The organism is Pseudohaliea sp., from assembly GCF_054552115.1.
Window position 1 is genome coordinate 89,146 of sequence record NZ_JBTOLW010000009.1, and the last position, 22,703, is coordinate 111,848.

Sequence of the window (22,703 nt, forward strand, 5' to 3'; positions counted from 1 at the left end):
TATGGCGACTATCAAGCTTTCTTCTAAACCAGGCGTGTACGAACTACCTAGCTATAGCCTTACGGGTGATTTGCTCGGCTATCTACGCTGCGGTTTGCAGTATCGATACACCCGCATCGGCAAGATGCCCAGCCGCGCGCCCGTGCAGCTTTGGTTCGGTAACTTCATTCACGGTGTGCTCGATGAGGGTTTTCGAATCTATGACGTAGAGCGCAAGGCAGGAAAGTCCTCAGCCGAAGCTCTTGCGGCCATCGATGCCGACGTCGTGATCGAAACCATCGAAAGCCGTCTAGCGGCTCAGGGCTTGGTAGCCTGGGAGCCTTGGCTCAAAACCCTGGGGTACGCGCGCGCGCGAGTGGGATTGGGTGAATTGGCCGAAGTGTTGTTCCCACTGATTCACCGCAGCGAAGTGCGGCTGACTGGCGCCCGAGAGCTGAAGCCACTCCCCCCTGGAACAGCATTTCGTGAGGCGGATCGGTACGAGATGGTTGGTGTGATCGATGTCGTTACCGATATCGAGCTGTCCAAGCCGGAGGTGGCGTCGAACCCCATCGTAAAGCTAGTCGAAGACTGCCTCGGTAAGGTCCCAGACCATTTCGAGGTGATCATCGATTACAAAGGCAGCCGGCGGCCAGCGCTACCACCGGGAAAGCCCACCCCTAAGCACCCCAGCCTTTGGGACCAATACGAGTGGCAAGTGCTGACCTATGCGGATTTGCGAGGCCGTCAGCCAGATGCCCATCCGGTGAAGGCTGGGCTGCTGCTTTACGTCAATGAGTTGCTTCCGCTTGCCAGCGATCTTGAAGAGCTGCGTAAAGAGGTGGCGGAGGGGAAGACAGATATCGGTGCCAGCGAGAAGGACATCAAGGCGTGGCTGAAGGTCTGCCGTGACCAGCGAAAGGAGGCTAGCGCGATACTCGATGCCGCGACTGGCCGCGATGGTGCCGCAGCCATGAAAGCCAGTCTAAACCTTCTGCCAAGCCCAGTGCCCTGGGACCTGCGGTTGAAACGCGCGTTACGTATTGTGCCCGTGGAAGACCCAGCTACTGGCAAGAGCCGAATTCCCGATGCGCTCAAGTCTTTCGATGACGTGGTTGAGTGGATCGAAACCTGTCGTGGTCGCGAATTTCACTCGGGTACTATAATAAAAGCATGGGATCGAAACTCTGCGGACGAGGGCACTTGCGCGGCTTGTGATGCCAGAACCTGGTGTCCCGATTTTTCGAATGAGACGAAACCGCGGTTACCCGCTGTAAAAGTCGCTCCATAGATTGGGTGAGAGGTGTGGCAGATGAAAACATTCGCTGTCATCGACTTTGAGACGACCGGTCTTGCGCCCGGTCAGGATCGCGTCATCGAGGTTGGCGTGGTGTTGGTGCGAGGCAGTCGCGTTGTCGACACGTTCGAATCCCTCATGGATCCGGGTTTTTCGATACCGTCATACATAACGGACCTTACGGGCATTTCCACGAGCATGGTGCGAGGTAAGCCCAGTCCCGAGTCCGTGATGCCGGAAGTTGCAAAGTTCATTGGTAACGCCCCCTGTGTGGCTCACAACGCATCGTTTGATCAGCGTTTCTTTACTGCTGAGACACGGCGTGCCGGTGTTTCCTGCAACCCTACATTCCTCTGCTCCATGCTATTGGCCAGGAGGCTCGTCCAAGATGCCAGCAACCACAAGCTAGGCAGCCTGGTCGCTCATCTTGGATTACGTGTACCTCGAGGCGCGAGGGCTCACCGCTCTTTGGCGGATTGTCTGGTGACCGTCGAACTCTGGAACTATCTGATGCTTGCTATTGAGTCTAAGATGCCTGGCTACGATCCCGACCCGGATTTCGTCGCCCAATTGGCGCGGGTGCCAAAGGCGAGCGTCAATTCGTTTTTCGTGCGCAGCGCGGCACGTCTAGGTTGCACTGCAATTACTTGAAGGTCAGCGCAGAGCTGCCCGGCAGAAGGCGACGATCTGCTTAGCAAAATCCCTTCTGATGCCAGCTGCGACAAGCTCATCAAGGCTCAATTCCAATAGCTGCGCCAGACTCGTTACCCCGGCGTCCTCAAGCTTTCGAAGGGTGTTCATGCCGACGCGACGTTTTCCATGTTGCTGTCTCAGACCTGGTAACAAGGCGCCCAGCGGTGAGCAGGTGCTGAGTGATCCGCAAGACGATAGTGCCTCGAAGCGAATATGGTTGAGCGCATGCTTGACGCGCGCCTTGCGAGGCTCGTCAACCTGCAGGACGTGATTGCAGTGCCAGGAAAGGAGGGGCCAATCGGCCAATTGGGCCACTCCATGGCTCAGCCAGATGCGGTTGTCTCTCAGCTCTTCTTCGATGCCGGCAAAAGAATTTAATCGCCACTGCCTCACAAGCTGATCGCTCGAGGCTCCGCGCATGCGCTCGCTCAACACGATTGTCCTTAGAATGGCCTGGCGCACCTGCTTCTGCGCAGCACTTCCGTGCAGTGGCCGATCGCGGGGGTCCGTGATGCCCAAGGACCCAATGATTTCTTCGCCTTTGCTATCTGACCGATAGAACCATTCGCGCCACAGCATGCTTTGATGGAAGGCTACGTTGCGTTCCATCCAGCTAAGATTGCCATCTGCGAGATCCGCACTGTCCCGCCGAAGAGTCGGGGCGCGGTCGGCCAGTAGCTCGATCAACAAGAGATGGTCAAAAGCCGACCAATCCCCTAGCAGCTGATCGGAAGAGTCTACCTGCAATAGGTCACGCCAGAGCTGCAGCGCGCCTCCGGCGATGCGTAGCGGCAGCCCGTGGGTTGCAGCCGTCCGTCCGCCAAGCGTGAGCCGCCACCGCCCGTCGTCATATTCGGAATGTGTTGTGGAGGCCAGCTTCCACCAATCGAGCCAGTCGAGAATGGCTGGCAGCTGGTCTGCGAGGTCGCCGCCACGAAGTGATCTTGCGCACCAGGCTCTCAGAAAGGGGAGATCGACTCCGCGTTCGTGGTAACGCAACAAGACGGCTGCTATGCGATCAGCAAGCCTTGGAAGATCTGGGGGCTGCTGCTGCCAGGTCGGAGCTTGCGGCAACGCGGCGGGCTCCGACGATGCAAGCTCTTGGGCCAGCGCCGCTGGTCCACGCTTATCCAGTTCCTGAACGAGCACCAAGGCCGTTCCCGGATGATCACCTCGCCCTGCGCGACCACACATCTGGCGAAGCTGATGTGTTGGGACCGGGCCCACGCCGGGATAATGCGTGTCCCGGACAATCACCGTCGTGCAGGGCAGGTTGACTCCCATTGCCAGCGCCGAGGAGGCCACGAGCACCCTATGTGTGCCATCAGCAAACGCCTCAATAGCTGCCGCTTTCGCCGCCGCCGGCATCTTGCTGTGCGCGTGACCCACTGGCTCACCAAGCTCGGCCGCCAGAGATTTCGCCAGGGCTCTGGCGTCGTCCGTCTTGTAGACGAAAATCAGCACGCTGGACGCAGGATTGGCAAGGGCCAGCCGGCACTCTTCGAGAATAGCGGATTCCGCTGCTGCTTTGTCGGGTGTGCGCTGTACCCAGCTACTTAGCGACGGATAGCGATCAGCTGAGGCGATATGCTTGGCGCCGCCTAGCCAAGTCGCAATGCGCTCAGGCTCGGGCAGGGTGGCCGAAAGCAGCGTCAGCCGCGGCGGTGTACGATGTTGGTCTTCTGCCAGTAGCAGTAGCCCTGTGACGAGTCCTTCCAGGGTTCGACCTCGCCGCTCATCAATCAGCAGGTGCGCCTCATCGACGACGACGCTGCCGATGCTGGCAATGAAGTCATCATGTGCGGGATTCCTCAAGAGGAGATCGAGGCGCTCCGGCGTTACCACCAGGATCTCACCCTCATCGGGTGGTGGGTCGGAGAGGAACTCATTGGTGTTGCGGAACTCTCCCGTGCTGAGTCGTACCGACGGCTTCTGTCCGAGTAATGGCGCCAAGCGCGCAATCAATTCGGTTAGCGTTTGGGTCTGCTCATTGGCGATAACTCGCATCGGCTCAATCAGCACGGCTCGTTGACCCGCCAGGCAGCAGCGCAGCAATTCGGCATGGGCGCATAGGCTTTTGCCCGAGTTCGTCGGTGCAGTGATGACGAGGTGCTGGTGACCTCCCACTATGCTGGGCAGGGACTGTGACTGGATTGGCCGGAGCCCATGGGGGCACCAGGCTCGCAGCAGTTGCGGCCACGGGTGGGGTAATGTGGGTAACTCGTGCGCGGGTCGCGTGTCAGTTCCCAGCTTGCCGGCAGGAATGCGGGTCAAGGTCTGCCACCCACGGAGAGACTTGCGCTGCGGGCAACGGCGGACAAAGGCAGATGGTCGGTGGCAGGATCAAGCAGGTGCGAAAGGTTCCTGAGTGCCAGTTGCATACGGCCCAGCGGGGTGAGCTCTTCTTCGGCTACAGGGGGAACACGTGGGTTCAGGTGGCGGCCGTTGGCTGCGTACTTTACGAACGAGCTGGAGTCGGTGCTGTCTGCGCCCCATTGGAGGCAATTTCGGACCATAGTGGGGCTGCCGACGCCAAACACGTGAATGGGTCCATCCCATTCGGTTCTTACGGCCTCGACCACTGTCTGGACATACTCCGGGTCACGCAGGCGCGGCACCATGCCTCCAATGGCTATGCCCGCAAAGGTCCGGTCGAAATGATGCATGGTGGCATAGCTACGGGCCGACTCCCGGGCGGAGTCTTTGTCCCAGCATTGCAGGCTGGCGTAGAGGCGTAGATCAGGCCGACGATTGTTCCTCAAAGCCCACTCGGCATTGGCAATGGTCGCTTCAAGTCTCCGTTTGCGCTCTTGCTTTGCTTCAAGGCCTGGCGGGATCGGGAAGTCGAGCGTCGCCCCAATTTCCGCATGCCGCATCTGTCTTTGCAGAACGAGGTCAGGCGTAATGAGGTCGCCGCTAGCTGTCCTGATGCCGAAAACCCCGTCTCTTTCGATGACTTCGGAGCCCTCGAAAAGCAGCGCAAAGCCTCCCGAATCGACGAATAGCGGCATGCCAGGGTGATCACCCGGGTATTCTTCGAGGTGAGCCGCGTAGTGGTGCGAGACCAATACACACTGGCACAGGCGCGGCAGGTAGGGGCGAATGAGATTGTCGAGCGGGTACTTGTCACCGAAGGTAGTCACCGGAAAGAACGTGGGCAGCAGTATCTTGCCCAACCGAGTCTGGAGTGTTCGCTGCCCGAAATCACTCATGGCACCACCTGCGTCCGAGGGCGAGATCGGCTAGATGCCCGGCAAGACTTGCCGGTGGTTTTAGCTCAGAAACTCTAGCTGCCAGCTCGCTGAGCGGGCTATCTTTGAGAAACAAACGGGTGGCCAGACGGTGCTTGCACCACCACCCCGATCCGTTCTGGATGTAATCGGCGCAATCGCAGCTGTCGTCGACTACCAGGTGCTCGTCCGCGCCTCCGGAGACACAGAACCCGTCGTTTGTGCGGATGACTCGTAACTGCATTGCTCGACGGAGTCGGCCGGGTTCGATATCAGGAGGCCAGCCGGGAGGGCAGGGTAGACTCCGGGGCTTTTTCTTCGGAGAGCTCGCCTCGTCGAATGGGCTCGTGTCCTTGACCAGCTCGTTCGCAGCCAGGATCCAGCCCGTCGCGCGTTTTGTTCCGATGCCAGGTATCTCAGCAAGTGTTGTGGGTTCCTCCAGGCAGAGATCCTCAAGGTCCTCGATGCCGGCTTCGAATAACCGTCTGGCGAGCTTGCCACCGCACCCTGGGATTCGTGTCAGCAGCACCGACTTCCCGGGTAATCCATACTCGAGCTGCAGAGCGAGTCGGCGCAAACGTCTATGGAGTCTGGGCCCAATGAACGCCTCAATCGTCTGCCCACTTCCCGACTCGACAGAGTCATCGAGAACAGTATGAAGCTCGGTACTGGCCAGCAGTAGCCTCACCAGATTCTCGCGTAGGAGGTTGGCATCGCTGGGGTAAAGATCGAGCTGCTGGCAAAGCTCACTGAGGTCGCCGTCTTGTAGGTAACGCCAGGCAGTCACTCCCATGACAACCCCCGCTGCTACTGCGCGGGGTGCGAGGTCAGTTGGGGGGGGCTTGTCGAGCAGTATGCTGGGAATGTCGGCAATCTCCCGTTCTAGCGCTTCGACAACCTCGATGGCAATGGGCAGCTGTGGTCGCAGGTCGATATCCCAGCAATGATGCAGGAGAAGGTCAAAGTCCGTCAGGTGCTCTGACGCTGTGATAGTTTGCAGGGCGATCATGTGCTTTGCCGTGGCGGGGGTGAGTTGATGGCGAACGGCAACCCAGCCGATCGACGTGGGGCGTAAGAAGCCTTTCTCGTCCTCTTCGATAAAGCCTGCTTCCAGCATTGCTGCCAGGCAGTCGTCCAGTCGGCCGCCGATCTCCGGGTCTTGACGCTGTGCCAGTGTGGCCGGCAAAAATGAGGCGCGGAGTTGCGCCCGGGTTCGGCAACATCTGCTAGCCACTTCGATTAGGATCTGCTCAGCGAGACGCGCCGGATGCGCAAGTTGACTACGGATAGGTTCGGGTTTGGCGCGCTCATAATCGGGCATCGACTTCGACCAGCAGGGCGCAAGCAAGATAGCTCTGCCCTCACCATCTTGTCCGGGACGTCCAGCACGACCGGCGCGCTGAAGGTAGTTCCAAACCGGGAGGGGGGCAAAGGTCTCACCGTTCCAGCGCGTGCTGTCTGCGATAATGACCGTGCGACAGGGCAGATTAAGGCCCATTTCTAACGTTGGTGTGGCGACGAGGCAGTTGAGAGCGCCTGCTCGGAACTTCGCCTCGATATCGCGACGAACCTCAATACTCAGGCCGGCGTGGTGGTGCGCCGCCAGAACACCCTTCGCCGTAAGCGTTTTCGCCATTTGTTCGGCTCGTCGTCTGCTAGAAGCAAATACGAGTGATTGACCCTTTTCGCTCGTGGTTTCTTTGACAAGATCTGTGACCAGAGTGGTTTTGTCTGCTAAGCGCTTGAAACGGCGAACCTCGTGCTTCAGGCGTACGGGGCGCCAGTTGCTGTGATAGGAAACGCCATCTAACCAGGCAGCCAGCTCCCGATGGTTACTGACGGTGGCAGATAACCCGAGCACCCTGCAGAAAGGGTTGACCCGGCTTAGCCTGGAGATTGTGCCCTCGAGGCGCGGGCCTCGGGTTGGGTCCATGAGCAGATGTAACTCATCGACGACAACAAGGCCAAGCTTGCTCAGCCAGCCTAGGTGACGTCGCCAATGGCGCAGGATGCCGTCCAGACGCTCATAAGTACAGATGATTACGTCCGCATCGCGGTAGGGCGCGGGCCCGCTCGAAGTTGCGTAGTCACCGGTAAAAATGCCGACCTTGCTCTCAGGCCACCGCGCGTCCCATGTCCGGATCTTTTCCTCCGCAAGTGCCTTGAGAGGCGTCAGGTAGGCAACCCGCTCGCCGCGGGCAAGAGCTCGATCCATGGCCATCTCGGCAATGGTTGTCTTGCCGGCCCCGGTGGGGAGGGACACCACCGCCGAAAAACCCAAATCAATGATGCCGTGATCGAGAATGGCTTGCTGCGGTGGGAAGAGGGCGCTTGTCATCGACTCGGCGAAATCTAAAGGGTGTAGAAAAGATCATATATCTATGCTTTTATGCGTCAATAGGCTTAGCTGAAAATGATTAAATAGTATCTGTGCTTGGACAGAATCTGCGTCTTATGCTCTGGCTTGAGGGGCTGCCACCGGACGCGTGGGCACGCCATGTTGCCGATATCGTCGGGTCTGGCCCGGCCGAGGCCAGGGCGTTACTCGAGTCCCGAATTGCCTCGCTGGCCACCCTGAAAAGGCTGGAGGCTCGCTTCGGCGTTGCTGGGGAGGAGTTACTGTACGCAGATCTCTTGGCTGAGAGCGGCAAAAATGTTCTGCGGGAGAACCTCCGTTATCTACTTCAGGAGCGCGGCAGCAAGAAGCGGATGGCGGATGCCCTAGATCTGAATGTCAATACGGTGTCAAAGTGGATGTCGGGACGATCGACACCGCAGGCATCGAATCTTCAGGCGATCCTACGGTACTTTGACTTTCCCACCTGGACTGATCTCACTAAAGAGCCAGTTTTTCTTAGTCTCGAACCCACATCCGTGCAGCAGCAGCGCGCCTGGCTAATCGAGCGGGTCCATGCCGTGGACGTGAGGGTGATTCGACGGCACTTTGCATCTTTGCATAAAATCTTGATAGATGGAGACGCGTAGCATCTCGAGCACGCAACCTCGTGTCATTTTTTGCCATAGGTGACCAAGTAAACCCTCAGCGCCTTGGGACAAGCAGGTGCCCGATGGTGCAAGGGCGACCCCAACTTCAATCAGCAGGGAATGAAGTTACCGATCTAGAAACTCGATTGCCGCGTAAAGCACGGCCGCCCCCTTCGTCAGCTCGCGCGCACTCGTAAATTCTCTCGGCGAATGACTCACCCCACTCCGACTAGGCACAAAGATCATCCCCGTCGGCCACCGCGCCGCCATGTTTTGCGCGTCATGCCCGGCACCGCTCGGCATTGCGAGGCTGCTGTAGCCCAACTCATCGGCCGCTGCCTGGATGGCCGCCTGAATCTCCGGATCCGTTGGCGCCGCGGCGTGGGTGAGGGTCGGCTCGATGGTGATCACTACCTCACCCGCGTCTGCGATCGCTGCTGCACGCTCCCGGATCTCTGCAATGGCTTCGGCCACGGGCGCGTGGTCCAGGTCCCGCATCTCCAGCACCAGCTCCACGCGGCCTGGCACGATGTTGGACACGTTCGGGTGCACTTTCAGTTCGCCCACGGTGCCTACCAGGCGGCCGCCGTTCACGTTCACGGTCTCATTCACGGCCACCACCAGCTTTGACGCGGCGAGGAGGGCATCCTGCCGCGCGTTCATAGGGGTAGTGCCGGCGTGGTTGGCGGTGCCCTGCACGGTGATCGCCCATTCGTCGATACCGACGATACCCTGGACCACGCCGATGTCGATGCCGGCATTGTCGAGGTAAGGGCCCTGCTCGATGTGCAGCTCTATGAAGGCGGCGAGTTCTGCCGGTGAGCGCTCGGCCATGGCGACGGCCTCGCTTACGCCGCCGAGGAAGTCGATGCCCTCGGCCACGCTGCGGCCGCTGTTGGTGACGAAGGCGAGGTCTTCCTCGCTGAGCTTGCCGATCATAGCGGCGCTCCCGAACAGGCCGTCCTCCTCGGCTACAAAGACCAGCAACTCCAGCGGGTGACGGGTGGTGATACCGGCGTCGTTGAGCATCGACATTATCTCCATCGCCGCCACCACGCCGGCCTGGCCGTCGTAGTTGCCGCCGTTCGGCACCGAGTCGATATGCGAGCCGAAGGCGATGGCCGGCAGCTTCGGGTTGCTGCCGCGCCGGGTTGCGATGATGTTGCCGGCGGCATCCATGCGGATGCTCAGGCCGAGCCCGGCGAGTTCGCCGAGCAGCCATTCCCGCGCCGCCTTGTCTGCCTCGCTGAAGCCCGGGCGCGAGGTGCCGCCTTCCGGCGTGCCGCCGAAGGTCGCGAGCTTGTCGATGCGGGCCTGGATGCGCGCGGGATCGGCGGTGACCTCGGCGAGGCTGGGCAGGGCGATGAGCGTTAGTAGTAGCGACAGAATTTTGAGCGTTCGCATGGGCATCGTGACTCTATGGGCTTTACAAGGGAGCATACACGTGATTGGTTTTGAGGGTTCTCGGGTGGGCATCGGGGACGCTTCCGTGGCGCACCTGCGGTGCTTCCCGGGTGGCTGTTAATGATGAAACTGAGGTTGTGACTGCCTGCTGGGCTCCCTGCAGAATACTGTATACGTATACAGACTCTTTGAGGGCCTACCCATGAACGCCGCCATCCCCCATGCGCCCCTTCACACCCTGGAAGACCAGATCGCTGAGCTTGCCGCTCACATCAGCGCAGCTACCTGGCGACTGCTGGCACTGATTCGCGAGTATGACCTCCGGGCCGGGTGGAACTGCGGTGCTGCCAAGTCCTGCGCCCATTGGCTCAACTGGAAGTGCGGCATCGGCCTGGGGGCGGCCCGCGAGAAGGTGCGGGTAGCGCATGCACTGGCGGAGTTGCCGCAGACCAGTGCCGCATTCCGCGAGGGCCGCATCAGCTATTCCAAAGTGCGTGCCATCACTCGCGTCGCGACGCCTGAGAACGAGGACTACTACCTCATGATTGCCCACCATGGTACCGCGGCTCATGTGGAGCGGCTGGTCTCGGCCATGCGGCGCCTGAGCCGCGAAGAGGCGCAGGAACAGCTCGCCCAGCGCAAACTCTCCTGGTACGTGGATAGTGACGGCTCCTATTTGGTCCGGGCCCGCCTTGCGCCGGAGCAGGGCGAGCGCCTGCTGCGAGCGCTTGAAGCCGCCGAGGAGGAGCTGCCGCTAGATGACACGGTCACCCGGTCGATGCGTCGTGTTGACGCGCTCGAGCGGATGGCCGACAGCTATCTTGCCAACGGTGCCGGCGACAGCAGCGGCGGCGACCGCTACACGGTGCACGTGCATACACGCGTCGAGGCGCTGGAAGCAGCCGCCGTGACGGAGGAAGACGTTTCCGCGGAGACGTCCCGCCGAGCCGCCTGTGATTGCGGGGTGGTGCACTGGCTGGAGAACGACCGTGGGCAGGCGCTGGATATCGGCCGGCGTTCCCGTAACATCACACCGGCCTTGCGGCGCGCCTTGGAGTACCGCGACGGCGGCTGCACCTTCCCGGGCTGCACCACGCGCCATCATGTCGATGCCCACCACGTGGTGCACTGGGCCGACGGGGGTGAGACAAAGCTCGACAACCTTGTGCTGCTCTGTCGGCACCACCATCGCCAGGTGCACGAGGGTGGCTACGGTGTGGCGTTGTCGCCGTCAGGGGAAAAGCGTTTCCGCGATCCCAAGGGCACTCTGGTGCCGACGGGCCCCGATACACGTTTCCGCGGAAACGTCCTTGCGCTGCCTTCCGCGCACAGCGTTGCAGGGCTCGAGATCGACGCGGGCACCCTGCCGCCGCGCTGGCAGGGAGAAATCATGGACCTTAGCCTTGCGGTTCAGGCGCTGGTACAGCGGGATGAGAGGAGTGGTGATCATGAAAACGGTCGACATCGGCCAGGCGATGGCGAAGCTTTTCGATCTGGTGGATAAGGTTGCCAATGGCGATTCTTTCTTGATTACCAGGGACGGTGAGCCGGTAGCTCGCGTTACGCCCATTGCTGACGCACGGTCTGGCGAAACAAGGCGACTGGGTTTTCTTGCCGGAGAGTTCAACGTTCCCGATGATTTCGATCGCATGCGGCCACGCTGCGGCCGTTATTGGTGACGAAGGCGCTGGCCTGGGCGTACGTATTGACGTACGCATTCCTTCGCTTAAGCTGTTGTCGTCAACCCCGGAGGGTGCCCAACATGACTGACATCAGCGCGACCGAAGCACGTAGCAAGCTTTACCGGCTCATCGATGAAGCGGCCGAGTCTCATCAGCCCATCGTTATCTCCGGCAAGCGCAACAGCGCGGTGCTGGTGGGCGAGGAGGACTGGGCGGCCATTCAGGAGACGCTGTTTCTGCTGTCAGTGCCGGGTATGCGTGAATCGCTTCGGGAAGGGCTGGAAACACCGGTCGAGGAATGCGCCGAGGAGCTCGATTGGTGAAATGGAGGCTGGTGTTCACGCGCCAGGCTCAGAAAGACGCGAAAAAACTGGCGGCGAGCGGCCTCAAGCCTCAGGCGCAACAGCTTCTTGAACTGCTAGCGGAGGATCCGTTCCGCAGGCCACCGCCCTTCGAGAAACTGGTGGGTGACCTTTCGGGGGCCTACTCGCGGCGGATCAACATCCAGCACCGGCTGGTCTACCAGGTGCTCACAGAAGAGCGCACGGTGAAGATTCTGCGCCTCTGGAGCCACTACGAATAAGCCGGCAGTGAGTAGGCCGACATAGCACGTACCGTTCAGGCATTCAGGTAGTGATGCCAGTACAACTGCGTCGCCACGCTCCGGTACGGCCGGTAGCACTCCCCCAGTTCCTCGAGCAGTGCAGGTCCTGGCCGTTCCTTGAGCCCCTTCACTGACTGCACCGCCTTAACCAGCGCCAGGTCGCCAACGGGCCAGAGGTCCGGGCGCTTGAGAGCCAGCATCAGGTAGCAGTCCGCCGTCCAGTGGCCGACCCCGGTGATGGCCGTGAGCAGGGCACGTACTTCGTCGTCGGGCTTGCGCTGTAGCGCGTTGATGGGCAGCTCGCCGGCCTCGATGGCCTCGGCCACCAGGCGGGTGTAGCGCAGCTTCTGCCGGCTGAGGCCGGCTGTGCGCAGCGTGTCGTCGCTGAGGGCCAGGTAGGCTCCCGGCGTCAGCGCCTCGACCAGCGCGAGCACCTTGTCGTAGGTGGCTTTCGCTGAGGCGAGGGAGACCTGCTGCTCCAGGATGATGTAGAGCAGGGTGGGGAAGCCCGCCGGCCGGCTGCGGAAGGCCGGCGGGCCATGGCGCTCGACGATGGCGGCGAGATCCGCATCCTCCGCCGCCAGCGTCTCTATCGCCGCCCGCTGCCCGGCGCGGGTCAGGGCTTTCACGGGGCGGTTTGCGCGCCTGCCGCCTTCTCCGCTTCGTCCATCCCGTGCTCTCGGTCGAACCAGGCCAGGATATGCCCCACCTTCTCCACCAGCTGGCTCGGCCGTTTCGCGATGTTATGCGAGGCGCCGGGCAGCTCCACGAGCACCGTGGGCACCTTGCGGTACTTGAGGGCGTGGTACAGCTGCTTGGCCTGGGAGGGCGGGGTGCGCAGGTCGTCGAGGCCGACCATGACCAGCGTTGGCGTGGTGACGTTGCCCACGAGGGAGATGGGCGAGAACTTCAGGTAGTCGTCCGGGTTGGTCCAGGGGGTGCCCGGGTAGCGTGTGTGGTAGTACCAGAACCAGTTGTCGGCGTTCAGGGTCTTGCTGTACCAGTTCATCACCGGCTTGATGACCGCCGCGCTCTTGAAGCGGTCGCTCTTGCCGATCATCCAGGCGCTCATGATGCCGCCGGCGCTGCCGCCGGTCACGTAGAGTTCGTCCGGGTCGACGTAGCCCCGGGCGATCACGGCGTCGACGCCGCTCATGATGTCGTCGTAATCCTCGCCCGGGTAGTTGTGGTAGAGGAGGTTGCCGAACTCCTCGCCGTAGCCGGTGCTGCCCCGCGGGTTGGGGTAGAACACGACGTAGCCGGCGGCGGCGTAGAGCTGGATCTCCGGGGAGAAGCGCTCGCCGTAGTTGCTGATGGGCCCGCCGTGGTTTTCCACCAGCAGCGGGTACTGCTTCTCCGGGTCGAAGTGCGGCGGCTTGACGATCCAGCCCTGGATGTCGCGCTCGTCGTGGGAGCTCTTCCACCAGAATTCCTCGACTTCGCCCAGGGCGCGGTGCGGCAGCAGGTCGCCGTTCAGGTCCGTGAGCAGCGTGAGGTCCTCGCCGCGCACCACCGCGAGCTCGCCCGGGTGCTCGGGCCGGGTGAGGTTGTAGGCCACTACGCCGGTGCGTGAGACGGAGAAGGAGCCGCCGCCGTAGGGCCGGCCGATGGTGGCGCCGCCCAGGTTGTCGGCCACGGGGGTGAAGTCCCCGGCGAGCGTCGTAAAGCTGATTTTCGAGCGGCCGCGGTCGTCGTACTGCACGTAGAGGCCGCTCGAGTCGCCGGCCCAGGCGATGGCGCTGATGGAGCGGTCGAGCCCCGGGAGCAGCTCGACCACGCCGGTGCCGTCGGGCCTGGCTACGCGCAGCCGCGTCACCTGGTAGGCCTCTTCCTTGTCCTTGAAACCGAGCCAGGCAACGTGTTCGCCGTCCGGAGAGGGCGCCGGGTGCGTGTCGGGGCCCGGGGTGCTGGTGATCGCGGTGGTCTTGCCGGTGCTGACATCCACGGCATAGACCTCGCTGTTGCGGTAGTCGTACTCCCAGTTGTCGCTGCGGTTGCCGGTCACGTAGAGCGTAGCGCCATCCGCCGACCAGGCGGGTGAACGGTGGTGGAAGTCGCCGCTGGTCACCTGGCGGGCCGTACCGCCGTCGGCGGGTACCACGAAGACGTGGGAGAAGCCCGGTTCCAGGTAACCCTGGCCGTCGCGCTCGTGGTAGAGGCGGTCCGTGATGCGGGCGGGCTCCGCCCATTCCGCGCCCTCGGGCTTGTCCAGCTTCTGCTCGCTGACGACGGGCGGCTCGGCATCGATCTGCATGGCGAAGGCCAGCTGCCGGCCGTCGGGGCTCCAGCGCAGGTGGTCCGGGCTGGCCGGCAGCTGCGTGATGCGCGCGTCCTGCCCCGTGGTCAGCCAGTGCACGAAGATCTCTGCGCCGTCCCTGTCGCCGGCGCTGCGCACGTAGGCGATGCGGCTCCCGTCCGGTGACCAGCGCGCGCCGCTTTCATTGCCGTCATGGCTGGTGAGCTTGTGCTGGCCGCTGCCGTCCGCTGCCGCCAGCCACAGGTTGCCGCGGCGCTGGTCGGTCATCACGTCGAAGCCCATGCGGCGGTACACCACCTGTGCGCCGTCGGGTGCTACCTGCGGCTCAGCCGCCCATTCCAGCGCGAACACGTCCATGGGCGCGAACGGTGGCTGGTCCGCGGCCTGCACCCCCGCGGAGCCGGCAAGCGCGCCGGCGAAGGCGAGGGCGGTGAGTGCGGGGGCAAGGCGATGGGGCACGGTCGTTTGCATCTCTCGGCTCCGGTTCAGCGTAGGGGGCAGATGCTAGCACGGCGTGGGGGGCGCTTTGACAGCCCCCCGGGCGCGGCTGTTACGGTGGAAGGCTGATTCATTCGACTGGGAGCAACGACAGCATGCCAAAGGTAAAACTGGCGATGACGACTTTCCTGCGTGGCGGCGCCCTTGCCGCGGCGCTCACGGCGCTCGGCGTGACCACCGCCCTGGCGCAGCCCATGATGCAGGGCGGCGCACCGGCGGCCGCGGGCGGTGGTGAGGCAGCGGCGCTCATGCAGCGGCTGCAGGAAAAGCGCGCACGCCTCGACGAGCTGAATGAGCAGCTCATGGCCCTGCAAGAGCAGGCCATCGATGCCAATCCGGACCTCGCCAGCGAGCGCGAGGCGCTGCAGGACTACGTCGAAGCCGGCATGAAAGACGCGGGCTACAACGTAGCCGAGGGCCGCGCGCGCATGGAGGAGCTGCAGGCAGACCTCGAGGACGACTCGCTCAGCACGAGCGAGCAGCAGGAGAGCCGCCAGGCGCTGCGCGCCGAGCTGGGCGAGATGCGCGAGGCGCAGCAGCAGGTGATGGCCGGTGACGAGTTCAAGAACAAGCGCAACGCGCTGAACGAGGGCGTGCTCGCCGCCATGGAAGAGCAGGACCCGGAAGTGCGCACGCTGCTCGCCGAGCTCCAGCGCGCCCAGGCCGAGTACCAGCTCATGGCCCAGCAGATCATGCAGCAACAGCAGGGCGGCGCAGCCACGCCCCCGCAGTAGCGCCACCCCCGCGGGCGGGCATCGCGCTCGCCCCGCTTTTTCCAGGAATCATTCCACGGTTTGTTTCCGTCTTTTTTCACTCAGCTATTCACTCAGCAAGTTCCGGGAGCTATACGATGTTCATGCGTAGGCACTTGCTAACGCTTTTCTTACTCCTTGCAAGCGCAGCTGCGCAGGCCGCCGGGCCGTCGGCGCCGGCGCTGCTGGCTTATCCCTTTCTCTGCCCGAGCTGCGACAGCGCGCAGGTCACGACGCTGCGTTACGGCGCCGATGGCCTCTCCCTGGCAGAGACCCACGCCACCGGCGAGCAGCCCATGCTTCACCCGGATGGCGATGCCGCCGCCGGGCATCCGGGCGAGTGGATCGCCGGGCCGCGCACCCGGGGGCAGCCCGGCCGGATCCAGCGCTGGGAGGGCGAAGTCGGCACGGACTTCATCGAGGTGCAGCTCGACAGCCCCATCGTCGAGGGTGAGCGCTATGCCGCCACGCGGCGCCTCGCGCTCGCGTCCGAGAAGCCCGGCAAGAAAAGCTGGAGCATCGACGGTGTCGCCGTCTCCGTGGTCCGGGGGGAGAAGGACCGGACGATCGCCGGTTATCCCGGTGACCACTGGCGTGCCTCCCTCACCTGGACCCGCACCACCTATGACCGCGACGGCGAGGCGACCGATAGCGAGGACAAGGCCGTGCGCTACGAGCTGTGGACCACCGGGGCGCTGCCGTTCTCGCCGCTGCCCTACGAATACGAGCCCTTCAAGGGCAACCACGTGAAGCCCTGGCTAGCAGGTCCCGTGGCGGACCACCTCATGCGCGAGCTCACCGGCGAACTCGCCGGCCACGGTGCGTTGCTGCGCGCCGAGGTCGTCGGCGAGAGCGATGCCACGCTCACCCTGGCGTCTGCGCTGCCGGCGCCGCCGCTGGAAGCCGACCGCTTCGCGGGGCTGCCGGTGGTGGCCAGTGAGCAGGTCGACGCGTTTGCCGGCCCGCTGTTCATGACCTCGCTGCTGCGCGACGGTATGCTCGGTGGCCCGGGTACCGCGACGCTGACTATCGGCGACCGGGAGCTGGCGGGCCGCTCGGCGTGGACGCTGAACAGCGCCGGTGACCTGGTCATTGCGCTGGCCGCGCGCGAGGAAAACACCACGGTGCTCCTGGTGCGGCCGGTGCTGGGTATGCCCGAGGCGGGCCGCCACGGCACAGCGACGCGCCCTGCCATGACCGCCCTGCAGGCGATGGATGAGGCGGCGCTTGAGGCTCATGCCCGGCGCTTTCAGCTCTATGGTGTGGCGGCAGGGGGCATGCTGCCGACCGTGTTGACCGGCTTTGACGGCGGCGAGGTGGTGCTGACGCAGGCGGAGGACGGACTGGTCGCCGGGCGCGTGTCCGGGCACATCGACACCTTGCCGACGGCCCAGCCGGGCAACCGGCGGCGCGTCCCGGTGGTGCTGCAGTTCGAGGCGCCCGAGGGTCTCGAGGCTTTCCGCTTTCGCAGCCCCGAGGCCCGCTTCTATTGAGCAGGGCGGCGGGCGCGGCGGTGCGCGCCGCGATGGAAGCGGTGCGCTCAGGCCCCGCGTGGCGCGTAGGCGTTACACCAGCCAGTGCGCTTCACCTGCTCGCCATTGAACAGCGGGCATGCGCCCCAGTCAGCGCTGCCGCCCTGGTACAGGGCGCAGTTCGCACACTGCTGGCCCTCCTCATAGCGCGGCTGCGCGTCGGGAGAAACGGTAGAGGCGTCGTGTACATAGGCGAGCTGCTTCGCCCGTGCGCTGTTCTCGTCGACCTTTGGCAGCTTGCCGGCGTCGCTCGCGATGGTGTCGGGTTCGGCCTCCTGCGCCCGGGCATCGGAACGATCCATGCTCATGCTGCTGTCACTGTCACTGGCCTGGTCGCTCCCGGCCATCCCGTTGTCCCCGGTGGCCATCTCGCTGCTCTCGGTGGTCGGTGGCGTGGGCTCGGCGTCCGGTTCCGGCTTGATCAGTGCCGGCCGCGGAGCCTCGTCGTCACCGCCACAGCCGGCGAGGCCCAGGATGGAAACGGCCGCCGCGCCGCCGCCCAGGAGGGCGAGCGCGCGCCGACGGTCGAGCGAGGTGCTCTTTCCGTTTTCCGGCATGAAATCGGTCATGGTTTTTCCCTCCGTTTTTTTCCGTGTATGGGCTAACCGTAGTAGACCGGGACGAGGGTTGCGAGGATGAACGGGCTTTGTCGAGGTGGGCGACAAGCGCCTACACTGAGTTAACAGGAGGATTATATGGCCACTACCCGCGACACTTTCCTGACCTTCGGCGAGCTGCTGGAAGAGCTGGCCGGCAACAGCCGCCGGGCGTTGTCGGCGCTCGAGCACCGTGAGCACGGGAGCCCCGGGCAGGCCGGCGGCGACCGTTACTCGAGCCTCGTCGACTGGGCTTGCGAGCGGCAGCGGTACCTTGTCGAGGGGTTGGAGGGGCTGGCCGAGCGCGGTTCACCAGCGCTCCTCGAGCGCTACCTGCAGTATCTTCCCGAGCTTGGCCCGGGCCCGTCGGCAGCGGATCGGGAGGCGGTCTTCAACTGGACCCTCGATGCCAACAACCTGGCGCTCGAAGTCCTCTCCGACCTGCAGCACAAGACGCTCGCCCCGGAAGTGGAAGCGACGATCGCGGACCTCGTGCGCCAGCTCGACGCCATCAACCGCAAGATCGCCATGGCCCTGAATACCGCGGGCGACGTCTGAAGGGCGGTTGCTGCAGGACATTCACTTCAACGCGAGACATTCACTTCACCGCGAAGAGGAGGTCGATCATGCGCGTTCAAGATGTCATGACGAAAAATGCCACTTATATCCCGGCAGCGATGACGCTCGACGATGCCGCCACCGTCGGCAAGACGGCCGCCGGTATCGCCGCCTAGCAGTGTCGTCAAAACAGTGAGCCAGCGCCGCTCCCGGCCCCCGGGGCGGCGCTTTTTTTGTGCCGAGCGTTCTTGCGCAGCCGGTCTAGAGGTCTGCGGCCATCCAGGTCGAGGGCTCCACCACGAAGCCGTTACGGGCATAGAAGCGCCGTGCCCGCGCGTTGTGCTCCTCCGTTTCGAGGAAAATGCGGGTGATGCCGCGGGCGCGCAGGTCGTCGTAGATCGCGGCGAGTGCCGCGCTGCCCAGGCCCCGGCCACGCTCGCGCAGGAAGATTTCATCGAGGAGCGCATCCCTGCCGCCGGATTCCAGGCTGTAGCTCCAGGTGAGTACGGCGTAGCCGCCGGGCGGGTCGCCGATCAGCCACACGACCCCATGGCTATCGTCGGCAAGGAGCGGGTCGAGGGCCGCGCGCACGCGGGCGTCGTCATAGGGGTGCTCGTCGATGGCGCAGAATGCCTTCACCAATGGCAGCAGCGTCTCGAGGTCCGCCGCCGTCGCCCGGCGCAGTACGGCGTCGGTCATGCTGTCAGGCGCCTAGGAGCCGCAAATTGATGACCTCGTCGATGGCGTCGAGGGCCGCCAGGGAATCTTCCCCGGGGCACTCGGCGAGGTCGATGATGTTGTAGGCCACGGCCTCCCGGCTCTGGTTGAGCATGTCGACGATGTTGATCTCGTGCTCGGCAATCACGGCGGTGATCTGGTTCAGCACCCGCGGCACGTTGCGGTTGCTGATGGTCAGCCGTACCGGTGTCGAGCGGGGCAGGGCGATAGTCGGGAAGTTCACCGAGTTGCGGATGTTGCCGTTCTCGAGGAAATCCATGAGCTGGTCGGCGGCCATGACAGCGCAGTTGTCCTCGGCCTCGCCGGTGCTCGCGCCGATGTGCGGCGTATGCAGGACCTTCGGGTGGCCGAGCGTCTCCGTCGTGGGGAAGTCGGTTACGTAGCGGTGCAGCCTGCCCGCTTCGAGGCCCCGCAGGACCGCCGCGGCATCGACGATCTCGCCGCGGGCGAAGTTCAGTAACACGAGACCCTCCCGGGCACCGGAGAGCAGGCCTTCACCGATCAGCCCCCGGGTACTCTCGAGTACCGGGAGGTGCAGGCTCACGTAGTCGGCGTGGGCGAAGACGCTGGAGAGGTTGTCCATCTTCTGCACGTCGGAGGAAAGCCGCCAGGCGGCCTCCACGCTGATCGCCGGGTCGTAGCCCACGACTTTCATGCCGAGGGCCAGGCCCATGTTGGCCACCAGCGAGCCGATGTTGCCGAGGCCGACCACGCCGAGGGTCCTTCCCATGAGTTCCGTGCCGGCGAAGCGCTTTTTCTCCGTCTCCAGGTAGGCGTCGAGGTCGTCGCGCGGGGTGAGTCCGTCCACGAATTGCATGCCCGCATAAATGTCCCGCGAACCCAGCAGCATGCCGGCGAGGACCAGTTCCTTCACCGCGTTGGCGTTGGCCCCCGGCGCATTGAATACCACGATGCCCCGCTCGTTGCAGCGCTCCAGCGGGATGTTGTTCACGCCGGCACCGGCGCGCGCGATAGCCTTCAGCGTGTCAGGGAACGGCTCCTCGTGAAGGTTATGGCTGCGCAGCAGGAAGGCGTCCGGGTGCGGCAGCTCGCTCGCTACCTCGTAGTGTTCCCGGTCGAAGCGGTTGAGGCCTTTTACCGAGAGCTGGTTGTAGGTGCGAATCTTGAGCATGGGCGCGGTCCGTTCACTTTTCCAGGCGGGCGTGGATTGTAACCGCAACGCCGCCGCCTGCGGTCATCGCTGCGTCATGCAGTGTTCACGAATCGGTCATGGCGCTGTCAACAGCCAGTCATGGAAGCGGCGCAGAATCGCCTGCGATGCGGGTCGAGACGAAGCCCGCCACCACCAGGAGAGAGGAAGACCATGACCGGCTACATTGCCAACGGCCCAAGGATGAAACGCCACCCCCTGACCCTTGCCTGCGCTGCGGTCCTTGCCGCCGCCGGGGCCTCTGCCCAGGACGCACCGCCGGCCGGTGCTGCCATCGAGGAGGTTTATGTCATTGCCGAGAGCCAGGTCTTCGGCAACAACACGGTGACGGAAAGCATGAAGATGCAGCAGTCGCCGATCACCAGCGTCAACGCGCTCATCGACAATCTTCCCGGCGTCTCCATCCAGGAGGGTGACAGCTACGGCTTCGACGACTGGTCCACGACCATCGCCGTGCGCGGCTTCCAGAACAGCCTGTCGGAGCAGCAGATCGGCACCACCATCGACGGCATCCCGAACGGTGGCTCCAACTACGGTGGTGGCGCCAAGGCCAACCGCTATCTCGATCCCTCCAACCTCGAGACCGTCACCGTGTCCCAGGGCACGGCGGATATCGCTTCCCGCGCCCTCGACGCGCTCGGCGGCACCATCGACTTCGTGAGCTCGGATCCGGAAGCCGAGCAGCGCATCCGCGTGCAGGGCAGCGTCGGTGAATTCGACGCCGAGCGCTACTACCTGCGCTACGACACGGGCACCCTGGGGGGGCACACGCGCGCCTGGGTCTCCCTGTCGCACCAGACGGCCAGCGACTGGATCAACGGCGCCGCCGAGAACGAGCGTGACCACGTGGCCGGCAAGCTCGTCTCGACCTTCGACGCGGTCGAGATCACGGCCTACGCATCCTATGATGACATCCACGAGGACAACTACCAGCGCCTGTTCTCCCCGGAAGAATTCGCCAGTAACGACGGCTGGGATCGGCTGACCGACACCTGGAGCGGCATTCCCTACGTCGACCAGGTCTACCGCCGGGGCTGGTCCACGCTGCGGGAGAACTTCCTCGGCTATGTGAAAGCAGCCTTCCGTCCCACGGAAGGGCTCGGCGTGACCGTTGGTGGCTACTACCACGACAACGAGGGTCGCGGCGACTGGATTCCGCCCTACCTGGTGGACGTGGTCGACGACCAGGGCGGGCCGGAATCCGAGGCCCTCGGCAATGCCGGTGTCAACGGCGGCTCGCTGCTCGGTCTCATCAACTTCGTGGATGGCGAGGGCAATCGCCTGTCGCCGGCGCCCGGCTGTGTGTCCTCGATCACCTTCCCCTACGGTGGCGCCGGGGCACAGTATGACCCGGCCTGCTACCCGGCGGGTGCCATCGCCGTGCAGTCCTACCGGCACACCAATTACTGGAAGGAGCGCACCGGCGCCTTCGTCGACGCCGACTGGACTCTCGATGTCGGCGGCGTTGCCAACACGCTGCGCGGCGGTGTGTGGTACGAAGACCAGGACCGCGACGAGACCCGTACCTGGCAGAAGATCACCGACACCCGCGTGGGCATCGAGTTCGACGAGACGCCCTACTGGACGCAGTATGACCGGACCTATCCGCAGGAAACCTTCAAGTGGTACCTCGAGGACAGCGTCGACATCGGCGGCCTGACGCTCACCCTGGGCGCCAAGAAGTTCCTCGTCGACGTCGAGCGTGAAGACAACTTCAACGAAACGCCCGACGCCTCGGTCAACTCCGACTCCGACCTGCTCTGGTCCGGTGGCGTGCTCTGGCAAACCCCGCTGGACGGTGTCGAGCTCTTCGCTGGTTACGCCGAGAACTTCAAGGCCATCGCCGACGAGATCCTCGAGCGCCCCGACTCGGACCTCACGTCCCTGGAGCCGGAGACCGCTGAGAACATCGAGGCCGGCATACGCTACCGCGGTGACCGCCTGGCGCTCACGGCGACCTACTACGAGATCGACTTCAGCAACCGCATCATCTTCCTGAGCCCGGAAAGCGCGGCGGGACCCGACTACATCATCGGCACCAACGGTACCTACTTCAATGCCGGCGGTATTGATTCCTCGGGCTTCGAACTGACCGCGGATCTCGATCTCACCGACAGCCTGTCGCTCTACAGCGCCTATACCTACAGCGACTCCACCTACGTCGGCACCGGTGACCCGGCGGTAGACGCCGGCCTCGGCGTGGTGCCGGGCAACGACGTCGTCGGCATCCCCGACCAGCAGCTGGTGGTCTCCCTGGACTGGCGCCGGGACAACCTGCTGGCGGGCATCAGCAGCAAGTACACCGGTGACCGGCCGGTCCGCCTCGACAACAGCTGGGTCGCCGGGGACTACATCACCACGGACGTCTACCTGACGCTCTTCGGTGAGTCGGGCATGGGCACGGTGAGCGGCTGGAGCGTCACCCTGCTGGTGAACAATGCCTTCGACGAGTCCTACCTCGGCGGGATCGCGGGGGAGGGTGCCTGGATCGGCGCGCCGCGCACGGTGTCAGCTTCCTTCACCCTGGACCTTTAACGAGACAGACAAGCATGCATGGCACCCCTCTTGCCGGCGTTCTGCGCCGGCTTTTTTTTGGTTCTTCGAAGGTTTCCGGGGACGTTGAGCCCCTGACCTCACCCGCCGTATTGTGCCCGAGACCGCATGGGAATGGGGCACGGCAATGTTTGATCGCAAGACGGTGGGTAAGCTGGGCGGCTGGACGGGCTA

The 22,703-nt window shown here is 63.7% G+C and carries 20 protein-coding genes; 11 read left to right on the forward strand and 9 right to left on the reverse strand.

The annotated features are described in order from the left end of the window. Position 1: 1 nt before the first annotated feature. Both ACX93N_RS06780 and ACX93N_RS06785 read left to right on the forward strand, forming a co-directional pair. Complete coding sequence (locus ACX93N_RS06780; RefSeq protein WP_459427642.1) at positions 2-1,270, forward strand: PD-(D/E)XK nuclease family protein; 1,269 nt, start codon at positions 2-4, stop codon at positions 1,268-1,270. Between the two features lie 21 nt (positions 1,271-1,291). Next, positions 1,292-1,927 (forward strand): 3'-5' exonuclease, encoded by a 636-nt coding sequence (locus tag ACX93N_RS06785; protein ID WP_459427643.1) that lies wholly within the window; start codon positions 1,292-1,294, stop codon positions 1,925-1,927. A gap of 3 nt (positions 1,928-1,930) precedes the next feature. On the opposite strand, the gene ACX93N_RS06790 is transcribed toward ACX93N_RS06785, so the two are convergent. The 3 genes from ACX93N_RS06790 to ACX93N_RS06800 are packed head-to-tail and all read right to left on the reverse strand — an operon-like array spanning position 1,931 to position 7,537. Next, positions 1,931-4,243 (reverse strand): DEAD/DEAH box helicase, encoded by a 2,313-nt coding sequence (locus tag ACX93N_RS06790; protein WP_459427644.1) that lies wholly within the window; start codon positions 4,241-4,243, stop codon positions 1,931-1,933. After that, entirely contained in the window at positions 4,240-5,181 is a 942-nt protein-coding gene (locus ACX93N_RS06795; RefSeq protein ID WP_459427645.1) for a tRNA-guanine transglycosylase, read from the reverse strand. The genes ACX93N_RS06790 and ACX93N_RS06795 overlap by 4 nt, the downstream gene beginning before the upstream one ends. Then, positions 5,174-7,537 carry a DEAD/DEAH box helicase gene (locus ACX93N_RS06800; protein WP_459427646.1) on the reverse strand — a complete coding sequence of 788 codons (2,364 nt, stop codon included), beginning with the start codon at positions 7,535-7,537 and terminating at the stop codon, positions 5,174-5,176. The genes ACX93N_RS06795 and ACX93N_RS06800 overlap by 8 nt, the downstream gene beginning before the upstream one ends. Before the next feature lie 116 nt (positions 7,538-7,653). Between ACX93N_RS06800 and ACX93N_RS06805 the strand changes: the two genes are divergently transcribed. Continuing rightward, the gene (locus ACX93N_RS06805) at positions 7,654-8,184 is read left to right on the forward strand and encodes a helix-turn-helix domain-containing protein (protein ID WP_459427647.1); all 531 of its coding nucleotides are present in this window, start codon (positions 7,654-7,656) and stop codon (positions 8,182-8,184) included. A gap of 126 nt (positions 8,185-8,310) precedes the next feature. On the opposite strand, the gene ACX93N_RS06810 is transcribed toward ACX93N_RS06805, so the two are convergent. Further along, a complete protein-coding gene (locus tag ACX93N_RS06810) occupies positions 8,311-9,588 on the reverse strand; it encodes an allantoate amidohydrolase (RefSeq protein WP_459427648.1) in 1,278 nt (425 codons plus the stop codon). A 202-nt stretch (positions 9,589-9,790) separates the two neighbouring features. Between ACX93N_RS06810 and ACX93N_RS06815 the strand changes: the two genes are divergently transcribed. The 4 genes from ACX93N_RS06815 to ACX93N_RS06830 all read left to right on the forward strand — a co-directional run bounded on the left by ACX93N_RS06815 (position 9,791) and on the right by ACX93N_RS06830 (position 11,853). Next, positions 9,791-11,092 (forward strand): HNH endonuclease signature motif containing protein, encoded by a 1,302-nt coding sequence (locus ACX93N_RS06815; protein WP_459427649.1) that lies wholly within the window; start codon positions 9,791-9,793, stop codon positions 11,090-11,092. Next, positions 11,037-11,267: a type II toxin-antitoxin system Phd/YefM family antitoxin gene (locus tag ACX93N_RS06820; RefSeq protein WP_459427650.1), complete on the forward strand. Its 231-nt coding sequence runs from the start codon at positions 11,037-11,039 to the stop codon at positions 11,265-11,267. Before ACX93N_RS06815 ends, ACX93N_RS06820 begins: the two co-directional genes overlap by 56 nt. A gap of 83 nt (positions 11,268-11,350) precedes the next feature. Next, positions 11,351-11,593: a type II toxin-antitoxin system Phd/YefM family antitoxin gene (locus ACX93N_RS06825; RefSeq protein WP_459427651.1), complete on the forward strand. Its 243-nt coding sequence runs from the start codon at positions 11,351-11,353 to the stop codon at positions 11,591-11,593. Continuing rightward, positions 11,590-11,853 (forward strand): Txe/YoeB family addiction module toxin, encoded by a 264-nt coding sequence (locus tag ACX93N_RS06830; RefSeq protein WP_459427652.1) that lies wholly within the window; start codon positions 11,590-11,592, stop codon positions 11,851-11,853. Before ACX93N_RS06825 ends, ACX93N_RS06830 begins: the two co-directional genes overlap by 4 nt. A gap of 35 nt (positions 11,854-11,888) precedes the next feature. Here the strand turns inward: ACX93N_RS06830 and ACX93N_RS06835 are convergent, their stop codons facing one another. Both ACX93N_RS06835 and ACX93N_RS06840 read right to left on the reverse strand, forming a co-directional pair. Then, entirely contained in the window at positions 11,889-12,503 is a 615-nt protein-coding gene (locus ACX93N_RS06835) for a DNA-3-methyladenine glycosylase family protein (protein WP_459427653.1), read from the reverse strand. Next, positions 12,500-14,602, reverse strand: a complete 2,103-nt coding sequence (locus tag ACX93N_RS06840) for a S9 family peptidase (RefSeq protein WP_459427654.1) — start codon at positions 14,600-14,602, stop codon at positions 12,500-12,502. Before ACX93N_RS06840 ends, ACX93N_RS06835 begins: the two co-directional genes overlap by 4 nt. A gap of 122 nt (positions 14,603-14,724) precedes the next feature. On the opposite strand from ACX93N_RS06840, the gene ACX93N_RS06845 reads away from it, so the two are divergent. Then, positions 14,725-15,363 (forward strand): hypothetical protein, encoded by a 639-nt coding sequence (locus ACX93N_RS06845; protein WP_459427655.1) that lies wholly within the window; start codon positions 14,725-14,727, stop codon positions 15,361-15,363. 134 nt (positions 15,364-15,497) lie between these two features. Further along, positions 15,498-16,874, forward strand: a complete 1,377-nt coding sequence (locus ACX93N_RS06850) for a hypothetical protein (RefSeq protein WP_459427656.1) — start codon at positions 15,498-15,500, stop codon at positions 16,872-16,874. Positions 16,875-16,921: 47 nt separating this feature from the next. Here the strand turns inward: ACX93N_RS06850 and ACX93N_RS06855 are convergent, their stop codons facing one another. Then, positions 16,922-17,482, reverse strand: a complete 561-nt coding sequence (locus ACX93N_RS06855) for a high-potential iron-sulfur protein (protein WP_459427657.1) — start codon at positions 17,480-17,482, stop codon at positions 16,922-16,924. A 126-nt stretch (positions 17,483-17,608) separates the two neighbouring features. Here ACX93N_RS06855 and ACX93N_RS06860 point away from each other — a divergent pair, with 126 nt between their 5' ends. Continuing rightward, the gene (locus ACX93N_RS06860; RefSeq protein WP_459427658.1) at positions 17,609-18,067 is read left to right on the forward strand and encodes a hypothetical protein; all 459 of its coding nucleotides are present in this window, start codon (positions 17,609-17,611) and stop codon (positions 18,065-18,067) included. A 261-nt stretch (positions 18,068-18,328) separates the two neighbouring features. Here ACX93N_RS06860 and ACX93N_RS06865 read toward each other — a convergent pair whose 3' ends face one another. Together ACX93N_RS06865 and ACX93N_RS06870 are read right to left on the reverse strand one after the other, a co-directional pair. After that, complete coding sequence (locus ACX93N_RS06865; protein ID WP_459427659.1) at positions 18,329-18,766, reverse strand: GNAT family N-acetyltransferase; 438 nt, start codon at positions 18,764-18,766, stop codon at positions 18,329-18,331. Positions 18,767-18,770: 4 nt separating this feature from the next. Beyond that, positions 18,771-19,937, reverse strand: a complete 1,167-nt coding sequence (locus ACX93N_RS06870) for a phosphoglycerate dehydrogenase (protein ID WP_459427660.1) — start codon at positions 19,935-19,937, stop codon at positions 18,771-18,773. A gap of 192 nt (positions 19,938-20,129) precedes the next feature. Between ACX93N_RS06870 and ACX93N_RS06875 the strand changes: the two genes are divergently transcribed. Next, positions 20,130-22,511 carry a TonB-dependent receptor domain-containing protein gene (locus ACX93N_RS06875; protein ID WP_459427661.1) on the forward strand — a complete coding sequence of 794 codons (2,382 nt, stop codon included), beginning with the start codon at positions 20,130-20,132 and terminating at the stop codon, positions 22,509-22,511. The last annotated feature ends 192 nt before the right edge of the window (positions 22,512-22,703 follow it).

What these genes read in the sequence shown, in the direction of transcription:
- ACX93N_RS06780 (WP_459427642.1), top strand. Translation starts at nt 2, where the DNA reads ATGGCGACTATCAAGCTTTCTTCTAAACCAGGCGTGTACGAACTACCT.
- ACX93N_RS06785 (WP_459427643.1), top strand. Translation starts at nt 1,292, where the DNA reads ATGAAAACATTCGCTGTCATCGACTTTGAGACGACCGGTCTTGCGCCC.
- ACX93N_RS06795 (WP_459427645.1), bottom strand. Translation starts at nt 5,181, where the DNA reads ATGAGTGATTTCGGGCAGCGAACACTCCAGACTCGGTTGGGCAAGATA.
- ACX93N_RS06800 (WP_459427646.1), bottom strand. Translation starts at nt 7,537, where the DNA reads ATGACAAGCGCCCTCTTCCCACCGCAGCAAGCCATTCTCGATCACGGC.
- ACX93N_RS06805 (WP_459427647.1), top strand. Translation starts at nt 7,654, where the DNA reads ATGCTCTGGCTTGAGGGGCTGCCACCGGACGCGTGGGCACGCCATGTT.
- ACX93N_RS06810 (WP_459427648.1), bottom strand. Translation starts at nt 9,588, where the DNA reads ATGCGAACGCTCAAAATTCTGTCGCTACTACTAACGCTCATCGCCCTG.
- ACX93N_RS06815 (WP_459427649.1), top strand. Translation starts at nt 9,791, where the DNA reads ATGAACGCCGCCATCCCCCATGCGCCCCTTCACACCCTGGAAGACCAG.
- ACX93N_RS06820 (WP_459427650.1), top strand. Translation starts at nt 11,037, where the DNA reads ATGAAAACGGTCGACATCGGCCAGGCGATGGCGAAGCTTTTCGATCTG.
- ACX93N_RS06825 (WP_459427651.1), top strand. Translation starts at nt 11,351, where the DNA reads ATGACTGACATCAGCGCGACCGAAGCACGTAGCAAGCTTTACCGGCTC.
- ACX93N_RS06840 (WP_459427654.1), bottom strand. Translation starts at nt 14,602, where the DNA reads ATGCAAACGACCGTGCCCCATCGCCTTGCCCCCGCACTCACCGCCCTC.
- ACX93N_RS06845 (WP_459427655.1), top strand. Translation starts at nt 14,725, where the DNA reads ATGCCAAAGGTAAAACTGGCGATGACGACTTTCCTGCGTGGCGGCGCC.
- ACX93N_RS06855 (WP_459427657.1), bottom strand. Translation starts at nt 17,482, where the DNA reads ATGACCGATTTCATGCCGGAAAACGGAAAGAGCACCTCGCTCGACCGT.
- ACX93N_RS06860 (WP_459427658.1), top strand. Translation starts at nt 17,609, where the DNA reads ATGGCCACTACCCGCGACACTTTCCTGACCTTCGGCGAGCTGCTGGAA.
- ACX93N_RS06865 (WP_459427659.1), bottom strand. Translation starts at nt 18,766, where the DNA reads ATGACCGACGCCGTACTGCGCCGGGCGACGGCGGCGGACCTCGAGACG.
- ACX93N_RS06870 (WP_459427660.1), bottom strand. Translation starts at nt 19,937, where the DNA reads ATGCTCAAGATTCGCACCTACAACCAGCTCTCGGTAAAAGGCCTCAAC.
- ACX93N_RS06875 (WP_459427661.1), top strand. Translation starts at nt 20,130, where the DNA reads ATGACCGGCTACATTGCCAACGGCCCAAGGATGAAACGCCACCCCCTG.